Origin of the sequence: Povalibacter sp., assembly GCF_036520495.1 — a bacterium.
Classification (GTDB): Bacteria; Pseudomonadota; Gammaproteobacteria; order Steroidobacterales; family Steroidobacteraceae; genus Steroidobacter.
Genome location: NZ_DATDJO010000029.1, coordinates 1 through 19,224 on the forward strand (window position 1 = coordinate 1; position 19,224 = coordinate 19,224).

The window sequence follows — 19,224 nt, forward strand, 5'->3', positions numbered from 1 at the left end:
GCCAGAGAAGGAACGGTGCTCTGCTGCGATTCTGGCGCGCAGCCCAGCGCCAGCAGCCCAGCGCCAGCAGCCCAGCGCCAGCAGCCACAGAGTCCGCCACTACTTGCCGCCCGGCAAGTTCTTGCCGCTGCCGCAGTGACCGGTTTCGCATCGATCTCTTGACGCGCCTCTCACTCTGGCCAGTTGCCGGCAGTCCAGTGGGCCAGTTGGCCTCGTTGGCATATGACTTGCTATGTCATGGCCAAGACGGTTTTTTGGCGGAGGCAGCGATGCCGGTCAATCTGGACACATATCTCGGAGTTCATTCGCAGGCGCTCAAGTTGCGTTCGCAACGAACGGAAGTGCTGGCTGCGAACCTCGCGAATGCCGATACGCCGAACTACCAGGCGCGTGACATCGATTTCAAGAGCGCGCTGGCTGCGGCATCGAGTGGCAAGAGCAGCGGCGTGAATCTGGCGACGAGCAATGCCCGTCACATCGGTCCTGCCGGGATCAACGGCACGAGTGCGCCGGAACTGAAGTACCGCACACCGCTGGCGCCGTCCCTCGACGGCAACACGGTGGATACCCAGCTCGAGCAGGCGGCATTCGCCGAGAACTCGGTGCGCTACCAGGCGACATTGACGTTCCTGAGCTCGAAGTTCCGCGGGCTCATGACTGCGATCACCGGTCAATAACAAGGAGTGCGCTGAATGTCCTCCTTCAAGATCTTCGAAGTGGCCGGCAGCGGCATGAGCGCACAGTCGGTGCGGCTCAATACGACGGCCAGCAACCTTGCCAATGCCGACAGCGTCAGCGGCGATCCGAACCAGGTGTATCGCGCGAAGCATCCGCTGTTCGAGGCGATCCGCAATGGTCTCGGCGCCAACTCGGCGACCAGCGGCGTCAGCGTGCGCGGCATCGTCGAAGACCAGGCGCCGCCGAGTGCGCGCTATGAACCGGGCAATCCGCTGGCCGATGCCAATGGCTACGTCTACGCCCCCAACGTCAACACGGTCGAAGAGATGGTCGACATGATTTCCGCATCGCGTTCCTACCAGAACAACGTGGAAGTCATGAACACGGCCAAGGACATGATGCTCGCGACCCTGCGTCTCGGCCAGTAACCCCCTAGCCCAGCAGCCCAGTACCCAGCAGCCCGGATCCAATCATGTCCACCAACGATTCCATCGCCGCACTGGCCTCGCAGACACAGGCTGCGCTCGCGGCTGCGCAGAAGCAGAAGACGGCCAACAGTCTCGGCATCGAGGACTTCCTCACGCTCATGACCACGCAGCTGAAGAACCAGGATCCGATGAAGCCGCTGGAAGGCACGGAGTTCGTCGCGCAGCTCGCACAGTTCGGCGCGGTCTCCGGTATCCAGGGCATGCAGTCGTCGATCGAGAGCCTGTCGACCTCGCTGCGTTCAACCCAGGTGATGAATGGTACGACGCTGGTCGGGCACGACGTGCTCGCCGCCGCGGATGGCTTCGCATTCACGCAGGGAGTCGGCGTGTCGGGCGAGATCGATGTCCCGTATGGCGTGTCCTCACTGCAGATCCGCATCACCGATTCCACCGGTGCGCTGGTCAAGGAGATCAACACCGTGCCGACCGATGGCGTCAATACATTCGCGTGGGACGGTCTGCGCAACGATGGCACAGCGGCGACCTCGGGTGCCTACGACATCGAAGCGATCGCCACGCTGGGCAGCGAGCGAGGATCGCTGGAGGTGCTCATGTCGGGTCGCGTATCCAGCGTGACCATCGACAGCACCGGCACGGGGCTCACGCTGAACACCAGCGCGCTTGGCCCCCTTGCTATGAACAACATTCGCCGCGTGATGTAACGCCGGCACCAGCAACGAGAGTCTTCAGGAGAAACATTCATGTCATTCGGCATCGCGCTCAGCGGTCTCAACGCAGCCCAGACGGATCTGAACGTCACGGCGAACAACATTGCCAACACCGCTACCAACGGCTTCAAGCAGTCGCGTTCGGAGTTCGCGGAGCTGTTCGCGGTATCGCCGCAGGGCGTGTCGAGCGTGCAGTTCGGCAACGGCGTGAAAGTCGCAGCGGTCGCGCAGCAGTTCACCCAGGGCAACATCAACACCACGAGCAACAGTCTGGACCTCGCGATGAGCGGGCAGGGCTTCTTCGTGCTGAACGATGGCGGCGCCACGGCCTACACACGCGCCGGCGCCTTCCAGGTGGACAACGCCGGCTACGTCGTGAACAGCCAGAATCAACGCCTGCAGGTGTATCCGCCGTCGACGACGGGCAACTTCAATACGAGCACCACCGGCGATCTGCGTCTCGTGACGAGCGAGAGCCCGCCGCAGGCAACGTCGTCGGTCGAGACGGTGTTCAATCTGCCGGCCAATGCTGCAGAGCCGACCAGCGCGCCGTTCGATCCGGCCGATCCCAACAGCTATAACGAAGCGCGCTCCGTCACGATCTATGACTCGCTCGGCGCGGCCCACACGGCCAGCCTGTACTGGTCGAAGACCGCGACACCCAACGAGTGGAGCATGAACGTCTACGTCGACGGCAATCCCGTGGGCGCAGCGCAGACACTGACGTACTCCAACACCGGCGTGCTGACGACGCCGGCCAACGGCCAGATAGCGCTGCCCGCGTATGACGCCGCAGCCGGACTCGCAACGGGTGCTGCACCGGTGGAGCTGTCGTTCGATCTGTCGCGCTCGACCCAGTACGGCAACACGTTCGGTATGACGTCTTCGACCCAGAACGGGTTCACCACCGGCCGCCTCATCGGTATCGACATCGACTCGACCGGCGCCGTGCAGGCCCGCTTCACCAACGGCCGTTCGACATCGCTCGGCCAGGTCGTCGTCGCGAACTTCTCGAACCCGCAGGGCATGCAGCAGCTCGGCAACACCAACTGGGCGGAAACCAATGCATCGGGTCAGCCGCTCTACGGCCAGGCCGGCGGCTCGGGTTACGGCCTGATCCAGTCGGGCGCCCTCGAAGCCTCGAACGTCGACATCACGGCCCAGCTCGTCAACATGATCACCGCGCAACGCAACTTCCAGGCGAACGCGCAGATGATCCAGACGGCGGACCAGGTGACGCAGACGATCATCAACATCAGATAAGGCGCCAGGTACTAGGCGCTAGGCACTAGGGAGAACAAGTCTTCTCCGGCCTGGCACCTGGAGCTGGGGCCCAGGGCCTTTTCCATGGATCGCTTCCTCTACCTCTCGATGTCCGGCGCCAAGGAAGCCTTGCGCGCGCAGACGTCGAACAACCACAACCTCGCGAACGCGAGCACGACGGGATTTCGCGCCAATCTCGAAGCGTTCCAGACGCGGGCGGTGGCGGGTTCGGGTCACGCATCGCGCGCTTATGCGATCGATGCGATGACCGGTTGGGATGAGACGCAGGGCGCGTTGCAGTCGACGGGCCGCGATCTGGATGTCGGCATCCAGGGTCCGGGCTGGATCGCAGTACAGGCGGCGGATGGACGCGAGGCTTACACGCGTGCGGGCGATCTGCGTATCGACCCGAGCGGCATATTGATGAATGGCGCTGGCCATCCGGTGCTGGGCGATGCGGGTCCCGTGAGCATTCCACCCAACGCGTCCGTGATGATCGGCGCGGACGGCACGGTGTCGATCGTGCCGATCGGTTCCGGACCGGAAACGATGGCGCAGGTCGGACGCATCAAGCTCGTCAATCCGCCGGCGCAAGCGCTGGCGCGGGGCGAGGATGGATTGTTTCGCCAGGCCGACGGTGCCGATGCAGCGCCCGACGCGAACGTACGTGTCGTCTCCGGCGCGCTCGAGTCGAGCAACGTCAACGTCGCGAACGCGATGGTGAAGATGATCGAACTGTCACGGCAGTTCGATCTGCAGGTGAAAGCGATGCGGACCGCGGAAGAGAACGCGGCGAGCTCGGCGCAGCTGCTCAAGAGCACCTAGGCGCTAGGTACCAGGCACTAGTAGGAAATGAATATGAATGTCACGTCGCGTCCTTGCAGCTGTTTAAACGAGCCTGGATTTTTCGAGGCGAATTTCTTTCCTGCTAGCGCCTAGTGCCTAGCGCCTAGCTACTTTCCGGAGTACTCCTATGAATCCCGCTCTCTGGGCCGCCAAAACCGGACTCGATGCGCAACAGACGCGCATGGCCGTGACCTCGAACAATCTTGCCAACGTCGGTACCACCGGCTTCAAGAAGGGTCGTGCGGTGTTCGAAGACCTGCTGTATCAGAACTTCCGCCAGGTGGGAGCGTCGACCTCGCAGGACACGCAGGCGCCGACGGGTCTGTCGCTGGGAACAGGCGTGCGCGTCGTCGCCACCGAGAAGACGTTCACGCAGGGCAATCTCGCGCAGACGGGCAATGCGCTCGATGTCGCCATCAGCGGTCGCGGTTTCTTCCAGGTGCTGATGCCGGATGGAACGATGGGTTACACGCGCGATGGCAGTTTCAAGGTGAGCCAGCAGGGCGAACTCGTGACCGCCAGCGGCTACTCGGTGCAGCCGGGCATCACGCTGCCCGACAGCGCGCAGAGCATCACCATCGGCAAGGACGGCGTGATCACTGCGCAGATCGCAGGTCAGGCGGCGCCGACGCAGATCGGTTCGCTGCAGCTGTTCGACTTCATCAATCCGGCGGGCCTGCAGCCGCGCGGCGAGAACATGTATGTCGAATCGGCTGCCAGCGGCACCGCACAGTCGGGGACGCCGGGACTCAACGGACTGGGCATGACCGAGCAGGGCTCGCTGGAAGCGTCGAACGTCAATGTCGTCGAAGAGCTGGTGACGATGATCGAAACCCAGCGTGCCTACGAGATGAACTCGAAGGCGATCTCGACGACGGACCAGATGCTCGAATACATCACGAATCAATTGTGATCAGTGATCAGGTGAGTCAGTGATGAACGTGAAGCACATCTACGGGTCGATCGCGCTCTGCGCGCTGCTCTGCGGCTGCGTCACGGCGCCGCCCGATCCGGACTATTCCGCGACTGCGCCTGCGCCGATGCCGCCGCCATCGACCAGCAACGGATCGATCTACCAGGCCGGACACGACATCGCGTTGTTCGAAAACTCGGTGGCGCGTCGCGTCGGCGACACGCTGACGATCAAACTCAGCGAGCGGACCAATGCCTCGAAGAGTTCCAGCACGTCGACCAAGAAGGCGACGTCCGCCTCGCTGCCCGGGCCGACGATCGCCGGCCGGCCGGTGACCGTGAATGGCGTCGAAGTGCTGACGATGGGCGTCGACAACGAAGCCGAATTCGCCGGGCAGGGCGGCAGCAGCCAGAGCAATCGTCTCGAAGGCGACATCTCCGTCACGGTGGCGCAGCGTCTGCCGAACGGCAACCTGCTGGTGCGCGGCCAGAAATGGATCGCCATCAATCAGGGTCAGGAGTACGTGCGCATCCAGGGCATCGTGCGTCCGATCGACATCGATCCCGACAATTCCATCTCGTCACTGAAGGTCGCGGACGCGATGATTTCCTACGGTGCGAAAGGGTCGCTGGCGGATGCCAACAAGCCGGGCCTGCTCGCGCGGTTCTTCAATCTGCCGTTCATGCCCTTCTGATGCGCGCAGCGCACAGAAAAGGCTGTGGACTGTAGGCCGTAGGCTGTAGGTCAGAGAAGAAATTCAGACAGGAACGATATCGTGATACTGCACCGGACAATCCGAACTCCAGTTCTGGCTACAGCCTACAGCCTACGGCCTACGGCCTCGCTGCAGCTCGCAGCGGCGATGGTGATTACGCTGCTGCTGATGTTCGTCACACCCGCCATCGCCCACGCCGAACGCGTCAAGGATCTCGCGTCCGTATCGGGCGTGCGTGGCAACCAGCTCGTCGGTTACGGCCTGGTGGTCGGCCTCGATGGCACGGGCGATCAGACCAGCCAGGCGCCGTTCACGATCCAGAGCATCCGCAACATGCTCGCGAAGTTCGGTGTGACCATTCCGGCCAACGTCAACCCGCAGCTGAAGAATGTAGCGGCGGTGACCGTGTATGCCGATCTGCCGGCGTTCTCCAAGCCGGGACAGACCATCGACGTGACGGTGAACTCGATCGGCAATGCGACCAGCCTGCGCGGCGGCAGCCTGCTCATGACGCCGTTGCGCGGCATCGACGGAGAGGTCTACGGCATTGCGCAGGGCAGTCTCGTCGTCAGCGGCTTCGGCGCGGCCGGTAAAGATGGCTCGCGCATCGCGGTGAATACCCCCAGTTCCGGTCGCGTCCCCAACGGCGCATCGGTGGAACGCGCGGTGCCGAGCAACTTCGCCACCGAACCGTACATCACGCTCAATCTGCACACGCCGGACTTCACGACGGCGACCCGCCTGACCGACAGCATCAACACTCTCTTCGGAGCGGACACCGCGCGCGCAGTGGACGCTGTCTCCATCCGCGTGCAGGCACCGGCAGATTCGACGCAGCGGATTTCCTATCTGTCGACGCTCGAAGCCCTCGAAGTCGAACCGGGCGACGCGCCGGCGCGGGTCATCGTGAATTCACGGACGGGCACAGTCGTCATCGGTTCGGCAGTGCGCGTCAAGCCAGCGGCTGTGGCGCACGGATCACTGTCTGTGACGATCACTGAACGTGCCGATGTGAGTCAGCCGAATGCGTTCTCGCAGGGCGAGACGGTCGTGACGCCGCGCTCCAGTATCCAGGTGGACCAGCCCGAGGCGCGCATGTTCGTGTTCAACGCCGGCGTCAATCTCGATGAGATCGTGCGCGCCGTGAATCAGGTCGGCGCTGCACCCGGTGATCTGGTGGCGATTCTCGAAGCGCTGAAAGAAGCAGGCGCACTACGCGCCGAACTCATCGTGATCTGATCATGACGTCCGGCCCCGCCAATGTGTCCTTCTTCGCCGATCCGACGGCGCTCGCGCCGTTGAAGAACGAAGCGAAGGCGAAGAATCCGGCCGCGCTCAAGGAAGTCGCGAAGCAGTTCGAAAGTCTGTTCACGCAGATGCTCCTGAAGAGCATGCGCGAAGCCAACAAGAGCCTGAGCAACGGCGATTCACTGTTCGGCAGCGACCAGGCCGATTTCTACCAGGACATGTTCGATCAGCAGATGGCAGTGCATCTGTCGCAGGGAGAGGGATTGGGCCTCGCGGATGTGCTGGTGCGACAGCTTGCCGGCGCTGGTAACGCGCTACGGGTCACCGACGACGGACAGGCAACGCTTCGATCATCCGCTGTTGGCGCTGCGATCCAGACTCCGCAGCCCATCGCTTCCTCCAAGGCCGACTTCGTTCGTCGGATGCTGCCGCATGCCGAGGAAGCGGCGCGGGAGCTGGGCGTCGATCCGCAAGCGCTGCTGGCGCAGGCGGCGCTGGAAACCGGCTGGGGCAAGTCGGTGCCGTGCAATGCCGCCGGTGAATGCAGCTACAACCTGTTCGGTATCAAGGCGGGCAGCAACTGGTCGGGCGCTACGGTCAACGTGCCAACCCTCGAATTCGAAGACGGCGTTGCCGTGCGCAAGGTCGATCGCTTCCGAGCGTATGAGTCGCCGGCCGACAGCTTCAGGGACTATGCGCGTCTGATCCGCAACAACCCGCGCTACGAAGGCGCTCTCAATGCCGGGACGGATGTCGCCGGCTTCGCATCGGCGCTGCAGGGCGGTGGCTATGCGACCGACCCGAATTACGCACGCAAGATGGTGGCCGTGGCCAATGAGCTGCGCCGCGTGACGAGTGACGACCTCAAGTTCGCTGGTGCGACGCCGATCACATCGACTGGAGCTGGCTGATGACTCTTCGTTCCTTTCTGACCTGCCGCCTGGAGCCTACGACCAACGGAAGCCCCGCGTGGGGAGCCTACAGCCTTGCCCCGCGCAAGGCGCGGAGCGTCCGACATGGCTGATCTTCTCTCCACCAGCATTTCCGGCCTGATGGCCTTCCAGCGTGCGCTGGATACCACCAGCCACAACATCACGAACGCCAACACCGTCGGCTACAGCCGGCAGATCGCGGAGTTCGGGACCCGCAATCCGCAGGAAGCGGGCAACGGCTGGATGGGCAGTGGCGTCGACGTCAACACCATCAAACGTGCCTACGACGACTTCCTGGCGAGTCAGACCCGCAGTGCCTCGAGTTCCTACAACCAGTTCAACACCTATGCGACGCAGGCCGGGCGCGTCAGCAATCTGCTCGGCAATACCACCACCGGCCTGACCGCGTCGTTGCAGAGTTTCACCAACGCCTTCCAGGCGGTCGCCGACACGCCGACGTCCACGCCCGCGCGTCAGACCCTGCTGAGCCAGGCCGGTACGCTGATGCAGCGGTTACAGAGCTACGACCAGAGCCTGCGCAGCTTCGATGCGCAGGTGAATGCGCAGATCAGGACCGAGGCCGACTCCATTACGTCGCTGGCGCGCAGCATCGCAAAGCTCAACCAGGAAATCAGCGGCGGGTACGGCCGCACCGGACAGCCGCCGAACGATCTGCTGGACCAGCGCGACCGGATGATCGACGAGCTTGCCACGCACGTGAGCGTGAACGTGGTCGAACAAAGCGACCGCTCGCTCAACGTCTTCATCGGCAACGGCCAGCCGCTGGTCGTCGGCCAGACGTATGGCCAGATCGTTGCGACCGCAGATGCCTTCGATCCCACCCGCACCACGCTGTCGTTCCAGACGCCGGGTTCGACGATCGACATTACCAGGAGCCTGAGCGGCGGCACGCTGGGCGGAATGCTCGATTTCCGCTCGCAGATGCTCGATCCGGCCCGCAGTGCACTCGGGCGCGTTGCGGCGGGTCTCGCGGAAGTCGTGAACGAGCAGCACGGCGCGGGCATGGATCTGACGGGCCAGCTCGGCGGCGATTTCTTCACCACCGGCCCCGCGCGAGTGCTCTCGCACTCGGCCAACACCGGTACGGGAACGATCACGGCACAGCGCATCGATGGCGCGTCGGGCGCGCTGACGACTTCCGACTACATCATGCTGAACACTGCCAGCGGCTGGTCGCTGCGTCGTGCCGACACGGGTGCGACCGTACCCATGACGGGAACGGGAGTGGCGGGTGATCCGTTCATCGCCGAAGGCATCGCCATCGAAGTCGCGCCGGGTGCAGCAGTGGGCGATCGCTTCATGATCAAGCCGACTGCAGAGGCAGTGTCGGGTATGCAGGTGCTGATCACTGATCCGTCCCGGATCGCAGCGGCGGCGCCCATCCGCTCGGGAGTCGGCACCGGCAACACCGGCACTGCGACCATTTCGGCAGGCGAGGTGATCGACGCCGGCAACGCTCAGCTGCGCTCGCCCGTGGATATCACGTTCACCAGCGCGACCCAGTACACGATCAGCGGTGACCCGACCGTCTACACCTATACGCCAGGCTCGAACATCGACGTCAATGGCTGGCGCATGCAGATCAACGGCACGCCCGCCGCCGGCGATACGTTCACGATGCGCGACAACGTCGGCGGCACGGGCGACAACCGCAACGCGCTCAAGCTCGCATCGATCATGAACGAGCCCGTGCTCAACAACGGCACCGCCTCGTTGAGTGCGGCCGTCGGCCAGTTCGTCGGCGACATCGGCGTCAAGACCAACCAGGCGCAGGTGTCGAGCGCTGCGCAGAAAGTGGTGTTCGACGAAAGCGTCGACTCGCTGCAGTCAGTATCGGGTGTCAACCTCGACGAGGAGGCCGCCAATCTCGTGCGCTATCAGCAGGCCTACATGGCCGCAGCGCAGATGATTCGCGTCGCCGACACGATCTTCCAGTCCGTGCTGGAAGCGACGCGAGGATAGTGAACAGTTGATAGTGGACAGTGGATAGCTATCAAACCACCACAATCTCTGCAGCTTTCAACTATCAATTGTCAACTATCAATTATTGACCATGCGCCTCTCCACCCAGTCCTACTACAACCGCTCGATCAACGCCATGCTGGAGCAGCAATCGGCGCTCTCGAGAATTCAGAATCAGGTGGCCTCCGGCAAGAAGATCAATTCGCCGGCCGACGATCCGATCGCGGCCGTGCATATCATTGAACTCGAGCGTAGCAAGCAGGAATACGAGCAGTACGACAAGAACAGCGCGCTGGCGCGCGGGCGTCTGACGCTCGAGGAACAGTCGCTTGCCGATGCCGGAAACGCGTTGCAACGGGTGCGGGAATTGATTCTGCAGGCGTCGAACACCGGTACGTTGAGCGCGAGCGATCGCGAATCCATCGCGGTGGAGCTGGCGAGCCGCCTGCAGGAAATCCAGGATATCGGCAACCGCCAGGACAGCAATGGCGAATACCTGTTTGCGGGTTTTTCCACGCGCACGCAGCCATTTGCCGGTGTGGGCAGCGGGGTCACCTATTACGGAGATCAGGGCGCGCGGCAGCTTCAAGTGGGACCGACGCAGCGCGTCGCTGACAGCCACTCCGGCTTCGACGTGTTCATGAACATCAGCGAAGGCAATGGCACGTTCGTGACCTCGGCTGGCGCGACGAACACGGGAAGCGCGTCGATCGACGTCGGCTCCGTCCGCAATCCTGGCACATGGGTTCGTGACGACTACACGCTGACATTCACCAGCCCGACGACATGGGAAATCACGGACTCTGCAACGCCGACCGCCAACGTAGTGGCGACCGGTCCTTATACGTCCGGGGGCGTGATTGCTTTCAGGGGTGTGCAGGTCACGATATCGGGCGCGGTTGCCGCAGGCGACACGTTCGCCATCGAGGGCAGCGGCACAGAGAATGTTTTCGACACACTCCAGGGAGTCATCGATGCACTGCGTGTGCCCACCGGCGGCGGCACCGCGACAGCGCAGCTGAATGTCGCGCTTAGCGGTGGCCTGCAGCAGGTCGACCAGGCGATCGACCACTTCCTCGGCGTGCGCGGCGAAGTCGGCGCGCGACTATCGGCGCTGGATACGGCCGATGCAGCCCGCGAGGACCTCAGCATTGACCGCGCCAGTACCTTGTCGGACCTTCGGGATCTCGACTATGCCGAAGCACTGGCGCGTATGAATCAGCAGATGGTGGCGCTGCAGGCTGCGCAACTGTCGTACTCGCAGATCTCGCAGCTTTCGCTGTTCGACTATCTGCGGTGATCTGTCGATGACGGGGGTCGCGCAGGTAGTCGTGGACCTCTCTTGCTGTAGGTCGGATTTCCCCGCGGGATTCCCGTTGGTCACAGCCGGGCGAGACCGCAACCGCGCCGCTTCGCTACATTCGACAAACCCGACGCACAGGGCGACCGCGGCGGTTCAGCTGCCCAGCCTCCATGACGGCGTTCACGATTTCTCCGGACCATCGTGCGGGCAATTCACCTCGAAGCATCAGCTTCCGTGATCCATTCCGCACTTTCCAACGATCGCATTTACCCCTCTCAAGTTCGTCCCTGAGGCACCGATACAGGCCCTGAAGCAGCAATCCGGCGCACATCACGCCGCCAGTGCTGAAATGAGAGCCGAGGACGGGCGTCCCGGCAAAGTAGTTACCAGGAGTTAGTTTCATGGCACTTGTTATCAACACGAACGTGATGTCGCTGAATGCTCAACGCAACCTCACGACATCGGCGAATCAGCTCGCCACGTCCCTGCAGCGTCTGTCTTCGGGTTTGCGCATCAACAGCGCGAAGGACGATGCCGCCGGTCTCGCAATTTCCGAACGTCTGACCTCGCAGATCAACGGTCTGAATGTCGCTGCGCGTAACGCCAACGACGGTATCTCTCTGGCGCAGACGGCCGAAGGCGACCTCGCCCAGATCGGTAACAACCTGCAGCGCATGCGCGAACTGTCTGTGCAGTCGGCCAACGCATCGAACAGCGCCTCCGACCGCGCTGCTCTGAACGCCGAAGTGCAGCAGCTGGCGCAGGAGATCGACCGCGTTGCGCAGGCTTCCTCCTTCAACGGCGTGAAGCTCCTTGACGGCACGTTCCAGGCCCAGACCTTCCAGGTCGGTGCCAATGCGACGGCGTCGGACCAGATCACCGTTTCCTCGATCACCAATGCCCGCTCGAACGCGCTGGGCCAGTTCAACGGGTTCAACGTTCCGGCCGCTGCCGTCACCGGCAACGACACGGCTTCTTCCTTCTCGGTCACGCTGGCCGGTCCTGGCTCGACGGTCAACCTCGGCAACGTGGCTGGCGACGCGAAGCAGATCGCCTCTGCACTCAACACTTCAGGCATCACGGGCCTCACGGCGACCGCGAATGCAGCGACAGTGACGGGCACGTCTCCGACCGCGCTGAGCGGTGGCGAAGCTGCCGGTGCATTGTCGTTCACGCTGAACAACGTGAACGTTTCCTTCAACGCCACCACCAACCAGACCACGTCGATCTCGAACATGGTGACGGCGATCAACGCGCAGTCGGCTGCGACCGGTGTGATTGCGACGGACACGGGCTCCGGCGTCCGCTTCACGGCTGCTGATGGCCGCAACATTACGATGAGCGCTCTGACGGCCGGTTCGACTGGTTACACGGCTGCCGAACTGGGTCTTGCAACGGTTGCCGGCGCAACGGCTGCTGGCTCGGTCCAGCTCCAGTACCAGGCTCCGTCGGGCAGCGCGGTCACTGGCATCACGTTCACCCATACCGGCTTCACCAGCACGCAGGCTGTTGCCCTCACGGGTACGGCGGTCGGCGCGCTCGATGTGTCGACGGCTGCCAGCGCCCGCAACGCGCTGGCATCGATCGATGCCGCGCTGAGCCAGGTCAGCGGCGCCCGCGCCACGCTGGGTGCGACGCAGAATCGCTTCTCGTCGGTTGTGTCATCGCTCCAGACCACGGCCGAGAACCTGTCTGCTTCGCGCAGCCGTATTCTCGACGCGGACTTCGCGGCTGAGACAGCCAGCATGACCAAGGCCCAGATCCTGCAGCAGGCAGGTACGGCGATGGTCGCGCAGGCCAACTCGGCTCCGCAGAACGTGCTGAGCCTGCTCCGTGGTTAATCCACGGTGATGTGAGACGAGAGTAATGATGGTTTCATCCGACTCACCCTCTCCCGGTACGGGAGAGGGTTAGGGTGAGGGCACCATGACCCAACGCCTTCGGGCGACCAGGTCTGCGGCGGGCAGTGAGGGGCGCGAGCCTCTCACTGCCCGTCGCTATTTCTGTTCCTTTGCTCCGTCCGTGGGGCAGCGGGGCGAGGACCCGATATGAAAGCGGATGCTGCTGCTGCGATCGCGACTGTTGTGACTACCGGTGCGACCGGCCACACGGGCGTTGTTGGCGCGAAAGTTGCTCAGGACGTACCGGTGGCTTCGGTTGTCGGAAAACTGACGCAACAGCCGGCGCCGCAGGATGCGAGTTCAGCGGTTCGGGCTGCGGCTCAGCAGATCGACTCGTATCTGAAGAGCATCGGGCGCGAGGTTGAATTCCGCGTCGATGAAGAAAGCGGAACGACGGTGGTCACCGTGCGCGAAACTGCAACCGGCGACGTGATCCGGCAGATCCCCAATGAAGAAGTGCTGCAACTGGCGCGGCGCTTCTCGGCTGGTGCGGGCACGCTGCTCGACCTGACCGTGTAAGGCAAGCCAGGAGAGGTAGACGGACATGGCAACCACCGGCGCGGTCGGCGGCTCATCGATCGACGTGAACAGCCTCGTGTCGCAGCTCGTCGCAGCGGAGCGCAAACCACTGGACGATCAGGTCGCGCGCGCCACGGCCAAAGTGACGACGCAGATTTCGGCAGTGGGTGCCCTGATGGGAGCGTTGTCTTCCTTCCGCAGTACGTTGAGTTCGCTGAAGACGACGGATGTATTCAACACCCGTACGGCGACGAGCTCCGACGCCAAGATCATCACTGGCAGCGCGACGACCTCGGCGCAGCCCGGCAGCTATGAAGTCGAAGTTCGGCAGCTGGCGTCCGCGCATCAGATTTCCTCGACGGCTTTCGCGCAGGGAAGCACGCAGAACGTAGGCACCGGTACGCTGACCGTTTCTCTGGGAGCGGAAAGCTTTCAGGTCACCATCGACAGTACCAACAGCACCGTTGGTGGTATCCGCGATGCCATCAATGCGGCGACGGGCAATCCCGGCGTGCGAGCGACGATCATCAATGCACAGGATGGCGCCCACCTGGTGCTGACCTCGGACAAGACTGGCGAAACCAACGCAATCCAGATCTCCCAGACCGGCGCAGACGGCAACCTCGCGCAGTTGGAATACAGTGCCTCGAATCAGGTGAACTATACGCAGCTGAGGGCGGCGCAGGACGCCATCGCGTACATCGCGACCTACGAGGCGCGCAGCGCCACCAACGTGATCGAAGGCGTGATCGAGGGGGTGTCACTCAATCTCGTTTCCGCCTCGCCAGGTACGACCGTCAACTTCAACGTTGGCTTCGACACAAAGACGGCGGAAACGCGCATCCGAAGTTTCGTCGAGGGGTACAACGCATTGCGCGCGCAGATCAGTCGTCTGAGCAACTACGACGCGGCCAGCCAGACGGCCGGTCCGATGCTGGGCGATGCACTGCTCACCGGCATCGATGCAGAGATCCGACGCACGCTCTCCACGCCGGTTGCCGGAGCCGGCGACATGTATCAGACCCTCGCCGCGATCGGTATCAAAACGCAGGCCAACGGCACGCTGGCGATCGACGATACCAAGCTGCAGGCAGCGCTGGGGTCACAGTTCGAATCGGTGAGCAAGCTGTTCGGTTCGACGGACGGTGTGGCCGCCCGGCTGTACGAGCAGATCGGTGCCCGGCTCGAAGATGGCGCCGGCATCGACCAGCGCAACGACACGCTGCTGAACGAAAGGAAGGCAATTGAGAAGCGCAAGGCAGACATCGACACGCGCATGCAGATCGTGCAGCAGACTTATCTAAAACAGTTTACGCGGCTCGATACGCTGCTTTCGTCGCTGCAGTCGACGTCGGCCTTCCTGTCGCAGCAGATCGAGTCGCTCGCGAACCTCAACAAGAGGGACTGAGTCCAGCTGCAGAGATGGCCGACCGCCGGCCAGTCCGGTCCAGATCACCTACGGCCAGCCGGCGCGTCCACTAGGGGACCCGTCTCCTCAAGTTCTCTCTATCTCCCGCCGATGACTCTCATAGAAGGATTTTGCGGAGCATTTCATCATGAACGCCTATGTGCGTACCTCGAACCTGGCTGCCTATCAGAGCGCTGCTGCTCATGGTGGCGTCGCCGCGTCCGATCCGCATCGGCTGATCGTGATGCTGATGGATGGGGCGCTGGAGCGCATTGCGACTGCCCGCGGCTGCATGCAGCGCGGCGAGACGGCCGAGAAGGCCCGCCTGCTGAATCGCACGGTTTCCATCGTGGCCGAATTGCGCGGTAGTCTCGACATGACTGCCGGAGGACAGATCGCGGCGAACCTCAGCGAACTGTACGACTACATGAACCGCCGCCTGCTGACCGCTCTCGCCAACAACCAGATGGAGCCGCTCGACGAGGTGAGCGGACTGCTCAACGAACTGCGCGGCGCCTGGATCACGATTCCGGCGGATGCGCGCACGCGCCAGGTGAACCGATGAGCTCTGCGATTGCCGATCGCGTGATGGCCGTGACGCACAAGCTCGTGCAGCAGGCCATGCATGGTCAATGGAGCGATGTTCCCCGGACCGTGGAGGAACGTCGCGTACTGCTCGACCGGCTGAACGCCACTGCCTCGGCCACGGATCAGCCGTGGCTCGTGGCCTTGCGCCAGGCCATGGTCGAGTCGGATGATGCGGTGGCGAAGATCGCTGCGGCCGATTCACCGGAGACTTCCCTGGCGGCAGGTCCACAGGACGGGGTCCATCCCGCGAACACGGTCGACTCGACGCTCGCGATGATCAGGCAAAGCCGTTGAACAGCCATTGAATGGAAGGGCCGGCGATGTACGAGGGACTGGACACAATCGTTCTCTATGAGGAGCTGGCGTACGAAGACGTCGTGCCGCTCGCCTGGCGTGCGTTGCCCGAGCCTTTCGATCCGGCCGTGGTCGGCAGTTTTGCTGATCGCAACCTGCGTGCGTTGCAGGCACTGGCTGCGCTGGATGAGTCCGGCCAGCTGGAAAAGCCGGATGATTCGCAACATGCCGCCGATATCGCGCGACTCGATCTGAAGGTCAATCTGCTGCTCGACATGGTGGGCAAGCTGCTGGTCGCCAGCCAGCCGCGGCCGCGGGCGACCTCGATCCGCTTCAATGCGCTCGGTGCGGTGTGGCAGGGTGTGACGCCTGCGCCGCCGCTCGGCAACCAGGGTGTCCTGGAAGTCTATCTGCGTGACTGCATCGCCGATCCGTTGCGGCTCGTCGGTCGGATCGCCTCGGTCGCTCCCGACGGCCGCATCAAGGCGCGCTTCATTCCTCCCGGCGAACACATTTCCGACCTGCTGGAGAAACTCGCCTTTCGCAAACACCGGCGTCAGGTCGCTGGTGCGAGAAATCCAAAAAAATAACGACTGCATCGTGACGGTAATTCGTCGCGGGCTGTTTCGGGCAGTCCCACGACGTGACCCAGGGCGCCGTCGCGTTGATTTGTTCGTCCATGCCCTCGCTCATCGAGCGCTTTGAAGAGGCTCGGCGCGTCTGCGTCGACGCCATGTCATGCGCACACGTTGCGCACGGCGCGCACAACCGCAGATATTCATGACGCGGATGCGTGAAGCGCGGCACGCCATCTGCGAGTTAGTGCTCGTGAATCGTTAATCATTTCCCTTAGGCAAGTGCCAGAAAATTGGCAGTGGTTCACGAGCAGCGGAGGTTCAGGGATCCCCTGATATGACTTAAGACATGTCACCTCAGAATCGATGACGAACCGCACCAAGATGGCTGAACGGCGCTGACGTCAGAGCGATACACCAGGGAATCCGCGAGTGCACGGCACGCGCGGCGCAGGGAAAGTCTGACGTCTCGGCGCACGCTGGGGAAGAAGATGGGCTTGAATGAAACGGCAAGATCGAAAGTGACACTGCTGCAGCGGGCCGTCGTTTACGACAGCGACGTCGAGCGGGCCGAGCAGGTGGCTGCAGTACTGAAGATTCTGGAACTGGAACCGCTGCTCATCGATCACTCGGCGTTGATGCGCGCCGTGATCCAGTCGCCGACGTCGGCGCCGGCATTGCTGGTCGGTGACGTGGGTGACTCCCTCGACTGGCGGGAACTCGGCGCCGCGCTGCGCGAACAACTCACGGACGTGCCCGTCGTGGCCTACGGGTCCGACGAGGCAGCGGAGCAACTTGCCGCGGCTGTCGGGCACTCGCGTGTCATCCGGCTGCCATTTCCCTTCAAGCATCAGGCGCTCGCCAAGGCGCTGCACGTGCCAGCGCAGGCCATTCTCGAAGAGACTGGCAACGTGGTCATGCCGACCGGTACGTCGAGTGCGATCCGCGAGGTCAGTCGTCTGATCCGCCAGGTGGCTGCTCATGATTCCAGCGTGTTGATCCTGGGCGAGTCCGGCACGGGCAAGGAACTCGCCGCGCGTGCGATCCACGATGCCAGCCCGCGCCGCCAGCGGCCGTTCGTCGCGATCAACTGTGGCGCCATTCCCGCCGAGCTGCTGGAAAGCGAACTGTTCGGTCACGAGAAGGGCTCGTTCACCGGCGCCATCGCGGCACGCAAGGGACGGTTCGAGATCGCCGAAGGCGGCACGCTGTTCCTCGACGAGATCGGCGACATGAGCCTGCCGATGCAGGTGAAGCTGCTGCGTGTCCTGCAGGAGCGCGTCTTCGAACGCGTCGGCAATCACACCTCGATCCGCTGCAACGTGCGCATCATCGCCGCAACGCATCGCAATCTCGAAGAATCGATCAGCCGCGGCCTGTTCCGCGAGGATCTCTTCTATCGCCTCAATGTATTTCCCATCGAAATGCCAGCCCTGCGCGAGCGCATCGACGATCTGCCGCTGCTGATCCGCGATTTCGCAAGCCGCAATGTCAATGAGGGTCGTGGCCGGGTCGAACTGACCGCGCGCGCCATGGAAGCCCTGGGTCGCCATCCCTGGCCCGGCAACGTCCGCGAGCTGGGCAATCTGATCGAACGGCTGTCGATCCTCTGCGCCAATCGCCGCGTCGATATCGCCGATCTGCCGCCGAAGTACCGGCCGGCGGGCGTGGTCGAAGATCTCCTGAGCCGTGCCGACGAAGCGGCGCTGCAGGTTGCGACGTTGCCGGAACAAGAACCGGTCCTCATCGACGAGTTCGACGATCACGAAGCCTTCGACATGCTTGCAGAAGTCGTGAGTCACGAGACGCTCGCCGAACTGCCGGCCGATGGACTGGACCTGCGCGACCATCTGTTCGAGATCGAACGATCGCTGATCCGCCAGGCGCTGACGCGCGCGGGCGGCACGGTCGCGCATGCGGCGCGTCTGCTCAAGCTGCGTCGCACGACGCTGGTGGAAAAGCTGCGCAAGTTCGAGATGCTCAACGAGGCGGCCGCGACAGAAGTTTGACGCGGGCGCGGCCAACACTTGCCGCAGCAGACTCAGATCACACGGCATATCCCTGCCACCTGTGAACGGGTCCACAAGATCGAGCAGAGAATGAGTCGGGCACGGGCGGTGGAACAGAACTTGCTCCTTCCGTCTCGTGATGAACGCAAAGCCATATATAGAGGACACCGGACACGGGGCGTGGGGCCCAGGTCAGAGGCAGAACGCTGATTCGATCCCTCCTGCGCGAGTGCCGGGGCCCGAGCGCCGGGATCCCTCGGTGGACTTCGTCGCCGTTGCGCCTGGGTCGCAGCGGCTTGCCGTTCTGGCGCGTCGGGTCGCGGCCAGCGATTGCACGGTGTTGATTGCCGGCGAGTCCGGCACCGGCAAGGAAGTGCTGGCGCGCTTCATCCATCGCAGCTCACCGCGCGCGACACAGCCGTTCGTTGCGCTCAACTGCGCAGCGATCCCCGAGAACATGCTGGAGGCGATGCTGTTCGGCCACGAACGCGGCGCCTTCACCGGCGCACACGCCGCTCATGCCGGCAAGTTCGAGCAGGCACAGAACGGCACGCTGCTGCTCGATGAAGTGACCGAGATGCCGCTGAGCCTGCAGGCGAAACTGTTGCGCGTGCTGCAGGAACGCGAAGTCGAACGCATCGGCAGCCGTGGGCCCGTCGCACTCGATGTGCGCGTGCTGGCCACGACCAACCGCAACCTGCGCGCCGAAGTGACGGCAGGGCGATTTCGCGAAGATCTCTATTACCGGCTGAACGTGTTCCCGCTGTCGACTTCACCGTTGCGCGAGCGGCGTGACGATGTGCTGCCGCTGGCCATGCGACTGCTGACATCGCGCTGTCGTCCCGGCGAGCGCATTCCCGCGCTGAGCGCCGACGCTGCTCACTTGCTGCTGA

The 19,224-nt window shown here is 63.3% G+C and carries 18 protein-coding genes and 1 pseudogene; all 19 read left to right on the top strand.

Going from position 1 to position 19,224, the window contains the following annotated elements; translation table 11 throughout:
- Positions 1–269: 269 nt before the first annotated feature.
- Positions 270–677, top strand: coding sequence for a flagellar basal body rod protein FlgB (gene flgB, locus VIZ63_RS10810; RefSeq protein ID WP_331609609.1), 408 nt, complete (start codon positions 270–272; stop codon positions 675–677).
- A 15-nt stretch (positions 678–692) separates the two neighbouring features.
- Positions 693–1,106: a flagellar basal body rod protein FlgC gene (gene flgC / locus VIZ63_RS10815; protein WP_331609610.1), complete on the top strand. Its 414-nt coding sequence runs from the start codon at positions 693–695 to the stop codon at positions 1,104–1,106.
- A gap of 44 nt (positions 1,107–1,150) precedes the next feature.
- Positions 1,151–1,828 carry a flagellar hook assembly protein FlgD gene (locus VIZ63_RS10820; RefSeq protein WP_331609611.1) on the top strand — a complete coding sequence of 226 codons (678 nt, stop codon included), beginning with the start codon at positions 1,151–1,153 and terminating at the stop codon, positions 1,826–1,828.
- Between the two features lie 39 nt (positions 1,829–1,867).
- Entirely contained in the window at positions 1,868–3,097 is a 1,230-nt protein-coding gene (gene flgE, locus VIZ63_RS10825; RefSeq protein WP_331609613.1) for a flagellar hook protein FlgE, read from the top strand.
- A gap of 84 nt (positions 3,098–3,181) precedes the next feature.
- Complete coding sequence (flgF, locus tag VIZ63_RS10830) at positions 3,182–3,922, top strand: flagellar basal-body rod protein FlgF (RefSeq protein ID WP_331609614.1); 741 nt, start codon at positions 3,182–3,184, stop codon at positions 3,920–3,922.
- A gap of 148 nt (positions 3,923–4,070) precedes the next feature.
- Entirely contained in the window at positions 4,071–4,856 is a 786-nt protein-coding gene (gene flgG, locus VIZ63_RS10835) for a flagellar basal-body rod protein FlgG (RefSeq protein WP_331609615.1), read from the top strand.
- Between the two features lie 22 nt (positions 4,857–4,878).
- The gene (gene flgH, locus VIZ63_RS10840) at positions 4,879–5,550 is read left to right on the top strand and encodes a flagellar basal body L-ring protein FlgH (RefSeq protein ID WP_331609616.1); all 672 of its coding nucleotides are present in this window, start codon (positions 4,879–4,881) and stop codon (positions 5,548–5,550) included.
- A gap of 168 nt (positions 5,551–5,718) precedes the next feature.
- Positions 5,719–6,810: a flagellar basal body P-ring protein FlgI gene (locus VIZ63_RS10845; RefSeq protein WP_331609617.1), complete on the top strand. Its 1,092-nt coding sequence runs from the start codon at positions 5,719–5,721 to the stop codon at positions 6,808–6,810.
- 2 nt (positions 6,811–6,812) lie between these two features.
- Positions 6,813–7,730, top strand: a complete 918-nt coding sequence (gene flgJ, locus VIZ63_RS10850; RefSeq protein ID WP_331609618.1) for a flagellar assembly peptidoglycan hydrolase FlgJ — start codon at positions 6,813–6,815, stop codon at positions 7,728–7,730.
- A gap of 105 nt (positions 7,731–7,835) precedes the next feature.
- Positions 7,836–9,734, top strand: coding sequence for a flagellar hook-associated protein FlgK (gene flgK, locus VIZ63_RS10855; RefSeq protein ID WP_331609620.1), 1,899 nt, complete (start codon positions 7,836–7,838; stop codon positions 9,732–9,734).
- Positions 9,735–9,825: 91 nt separating this feature from the next.
- Positions 9,826–11,034, top strand: a complete 1,209-nt coding sequence (gene flgL, locus VIZ63_RS10860; protein ID WP_331609621.1) for a flagellar hook-associated protein FlgL — start codon at positions 9,826–9,828, stop codon at positions 11,032–11,034.
- A 404-nt stretch (positions 11,035–11,438) separates the two neighbouring features.
- Positions 11,439–12,878, top strand: a complete 1,440-nt coding sequence (locus VIZ63_RS10865) for a flagellin (protein ID WP_331609622.1) — start codon at positions 11,439–11,441, stop codon at positions 12,876–12,878.
- 207 nt (positions 12,879–13,085) lie between these two features.
- Positions 13,086–13,457 carry a flagellar protein FlaG gene (locus tag VIZ63_RS10870; RefSeq protein ID WP_331609623.1) on the top strand — a complete coding sequence of 124 codons (372 nt, stop codon included), beginning with the start codon at positions 13,086–13,088 and terminating at the stop codon, positions 13,455–13,457.
- A gap of 25 nt (positions 13,458–13,482) precedes the next feature.
- Entirely contained in the window at positions 13,483–14,865 is a 1,383-nt protein-coding gene (gene fliD / locus VIZ63_RS10875) for a flagellar filament capping protein FliD (RefSeq protein WP_331609624.1), read from the top strand.
- A gap of 148 nt (positions 14,866–15,013) precedes the next feature.
- Positions 15,014–15,430, top strand: a complete 417-nt coding sequence (fliS, locus tag VIZ63_RS10880; protein WP_331609625.1) for a flagellar export chaperone FliS — start codon at positions 15,014–15,016, stop codon at positions 15,428–15,430.
- Positions 15,427–15,747, top strand: coding sequence for a hypothetical protein (locus VIZ63_RS10885; protein ID WP_331609626.1), 321 nt, complete (start codon positions 15,427–15,429; stop codon positions 15,745–15,747). Before fliS ends, VIZ63_RS10885 begins: the two co-directional genes overlap by 4 nt.
- A gap of 26 nt (positions 15,748–15,773) precedes the next feature.
- Complete coding sequence (locus VIZ63_RS10890; protein ID WP_331609627.1) at positions 15,774–16,337, top strand: PilZ domain-containing protein; 564 nt, start codon at positions 15,774–15,776, stop codon at positions 16,335–16,337.
- Positions 16,338–16,843: 506 nt separating this feature from the next.
- A complete protein-coding gene (locus tag VIZ63_RS10895; protein ID WP_331609628.1) occupies positions 16,844–18,331 on the top strand; it encodes a sigma-54-dependent Fis family transcriptional regulator in 1,488 nt (495 codons plus the stop codon).
- A 268-nt stretch (positions 18,332–18,599) separates the two neighbouring features.
- Positions 18,600–19,224: pseudogene (locus tag VIZ63_RS10900) on the top strand (sigma 54-interacting transcriptional regulator); the annotation flags it as partial.

What these genes read in the sequence shown, in the direction of transcription:
- fliD (WP_331609624.1), top strand. Translation starts at nt 13,483, where the DNA reads ATGGCAACCACCGGCGCGGTCGGCGGCTCATCGATCGACGTGAACAGC.
- VIZ63_RS10820 (WP_331609611.1), top strand. Translation starts at nt 1,151, where the DNA reads ATGTCCACCAACGATTCCATCGCCGCACTGGCCTCGCAGACACAGGCT.
- flgL (WP_331609621.1), top strand. Translation starts at nt 9,826, where the DNA reads ATGCGCCTCTCCACCCAGTCCTACTACAACCGCTCGATCAACGCCATG.
- VIZ63_RS10845 (WP_331609617.1), top strand. Translation starts at nt 5,719, where the DNA reads ATGGTGATTACGCTGCTGCTGATGTTCGTCACACCCGCCATCGCCCAC.
- fliS (WP_331609625.1), top strand. Translation starts at nt 15,014, where the DNA reads ATGAACGCCTATGTGCGTACCTCGAACCTGGCTGCCTATCAGAGCGCT.
- VIZ63_RS10870 (WP_331609623.1), top strand. Translation starts at nt 13,086, where the DNA reads ATGAAAGCGGATGCTGCTGCTGCGATCGCGACTGTTGTGACTACCGGT.
- flgF (WP_331609614.1), top strand. Translation starts at nt 3,182, where the DNA reads ATGGATCGCTTCCTCTACCTCTCGATGTCCGGCGCCAAGGAAGCCTTG.
- VIZ63_RS10885 (WP_331609626.1), top strand. Translation starts at nt 15,427, where the DNA reads ATGAGCTCTGCGATTGCCGATCGCGTGATGGCCGTGACGCACAAGCTC.
- flgJ (WP_331609618.1), top strand. Translation starts at nt 6,813, where the DNA reads ATGACGTCCGGCCCCGCCAATGTGTCCTTCTTCGCCGATCCGACGGCG.
- flgG (WP_331609615.1), top strand. Translation starts at nt 4,071, where the DNA reads ATGAATCCCGCTCTCTGGGCCGCCAAAACCGGACTCGATGCGCAACAG.
- flgH (WP_331609616.1), top strand. Translation starts at nt 4,879, where the DNA reads ATGAACGTGAAGCACATCTACGGGTCGATCGCGCTCTGCGCGCTGCTC.
- flgC (WP_331609610.1), top strand. Translation starts at nt 693, where the DNA reads ATGTCCTCCTTCAAGATCTTCGAAGTGGCCGGCAGCGGCATGAGCGCA.
- flgB (WP_331609609.1), top strand. Translation starts at nt 270, where the DNA reads ATGCCGGTCAATCTGGACACATATCTCGGAGTTCATTCGCAGGCGCTC.
- VIZ63_RS10865 (WP_331609622.1), top strand. Translation starts at nt 11,439, where the DNA reads ATGGCACTTGTTATCAACACGAACGTGATGTCGCTGAATGCTCAACGC.
- VIZ63_RS10890 (WP_331609627.1), top strand. Translation starts at nt 15,774, where the DNA reads ATGTACGAGGGACTGGACACAATCGTTCTCTATGAGGAGCTGGCGTAC.
- flgE (WP_331609613.1), top strand. Translation starts at nt 1,868, where the DNA reads ATGTCATTCGGCATCGCGCTCAGCGGTCTCAACGCAGCCCAGACGGAT.
- flgK (WP_331609620.1), top strand. Translation starts at nt 7,836, where the DNA reads ATGGCTGATCTTCTCTCCACCAGCATTTCCGGCCTGATGGCCTTCCAG.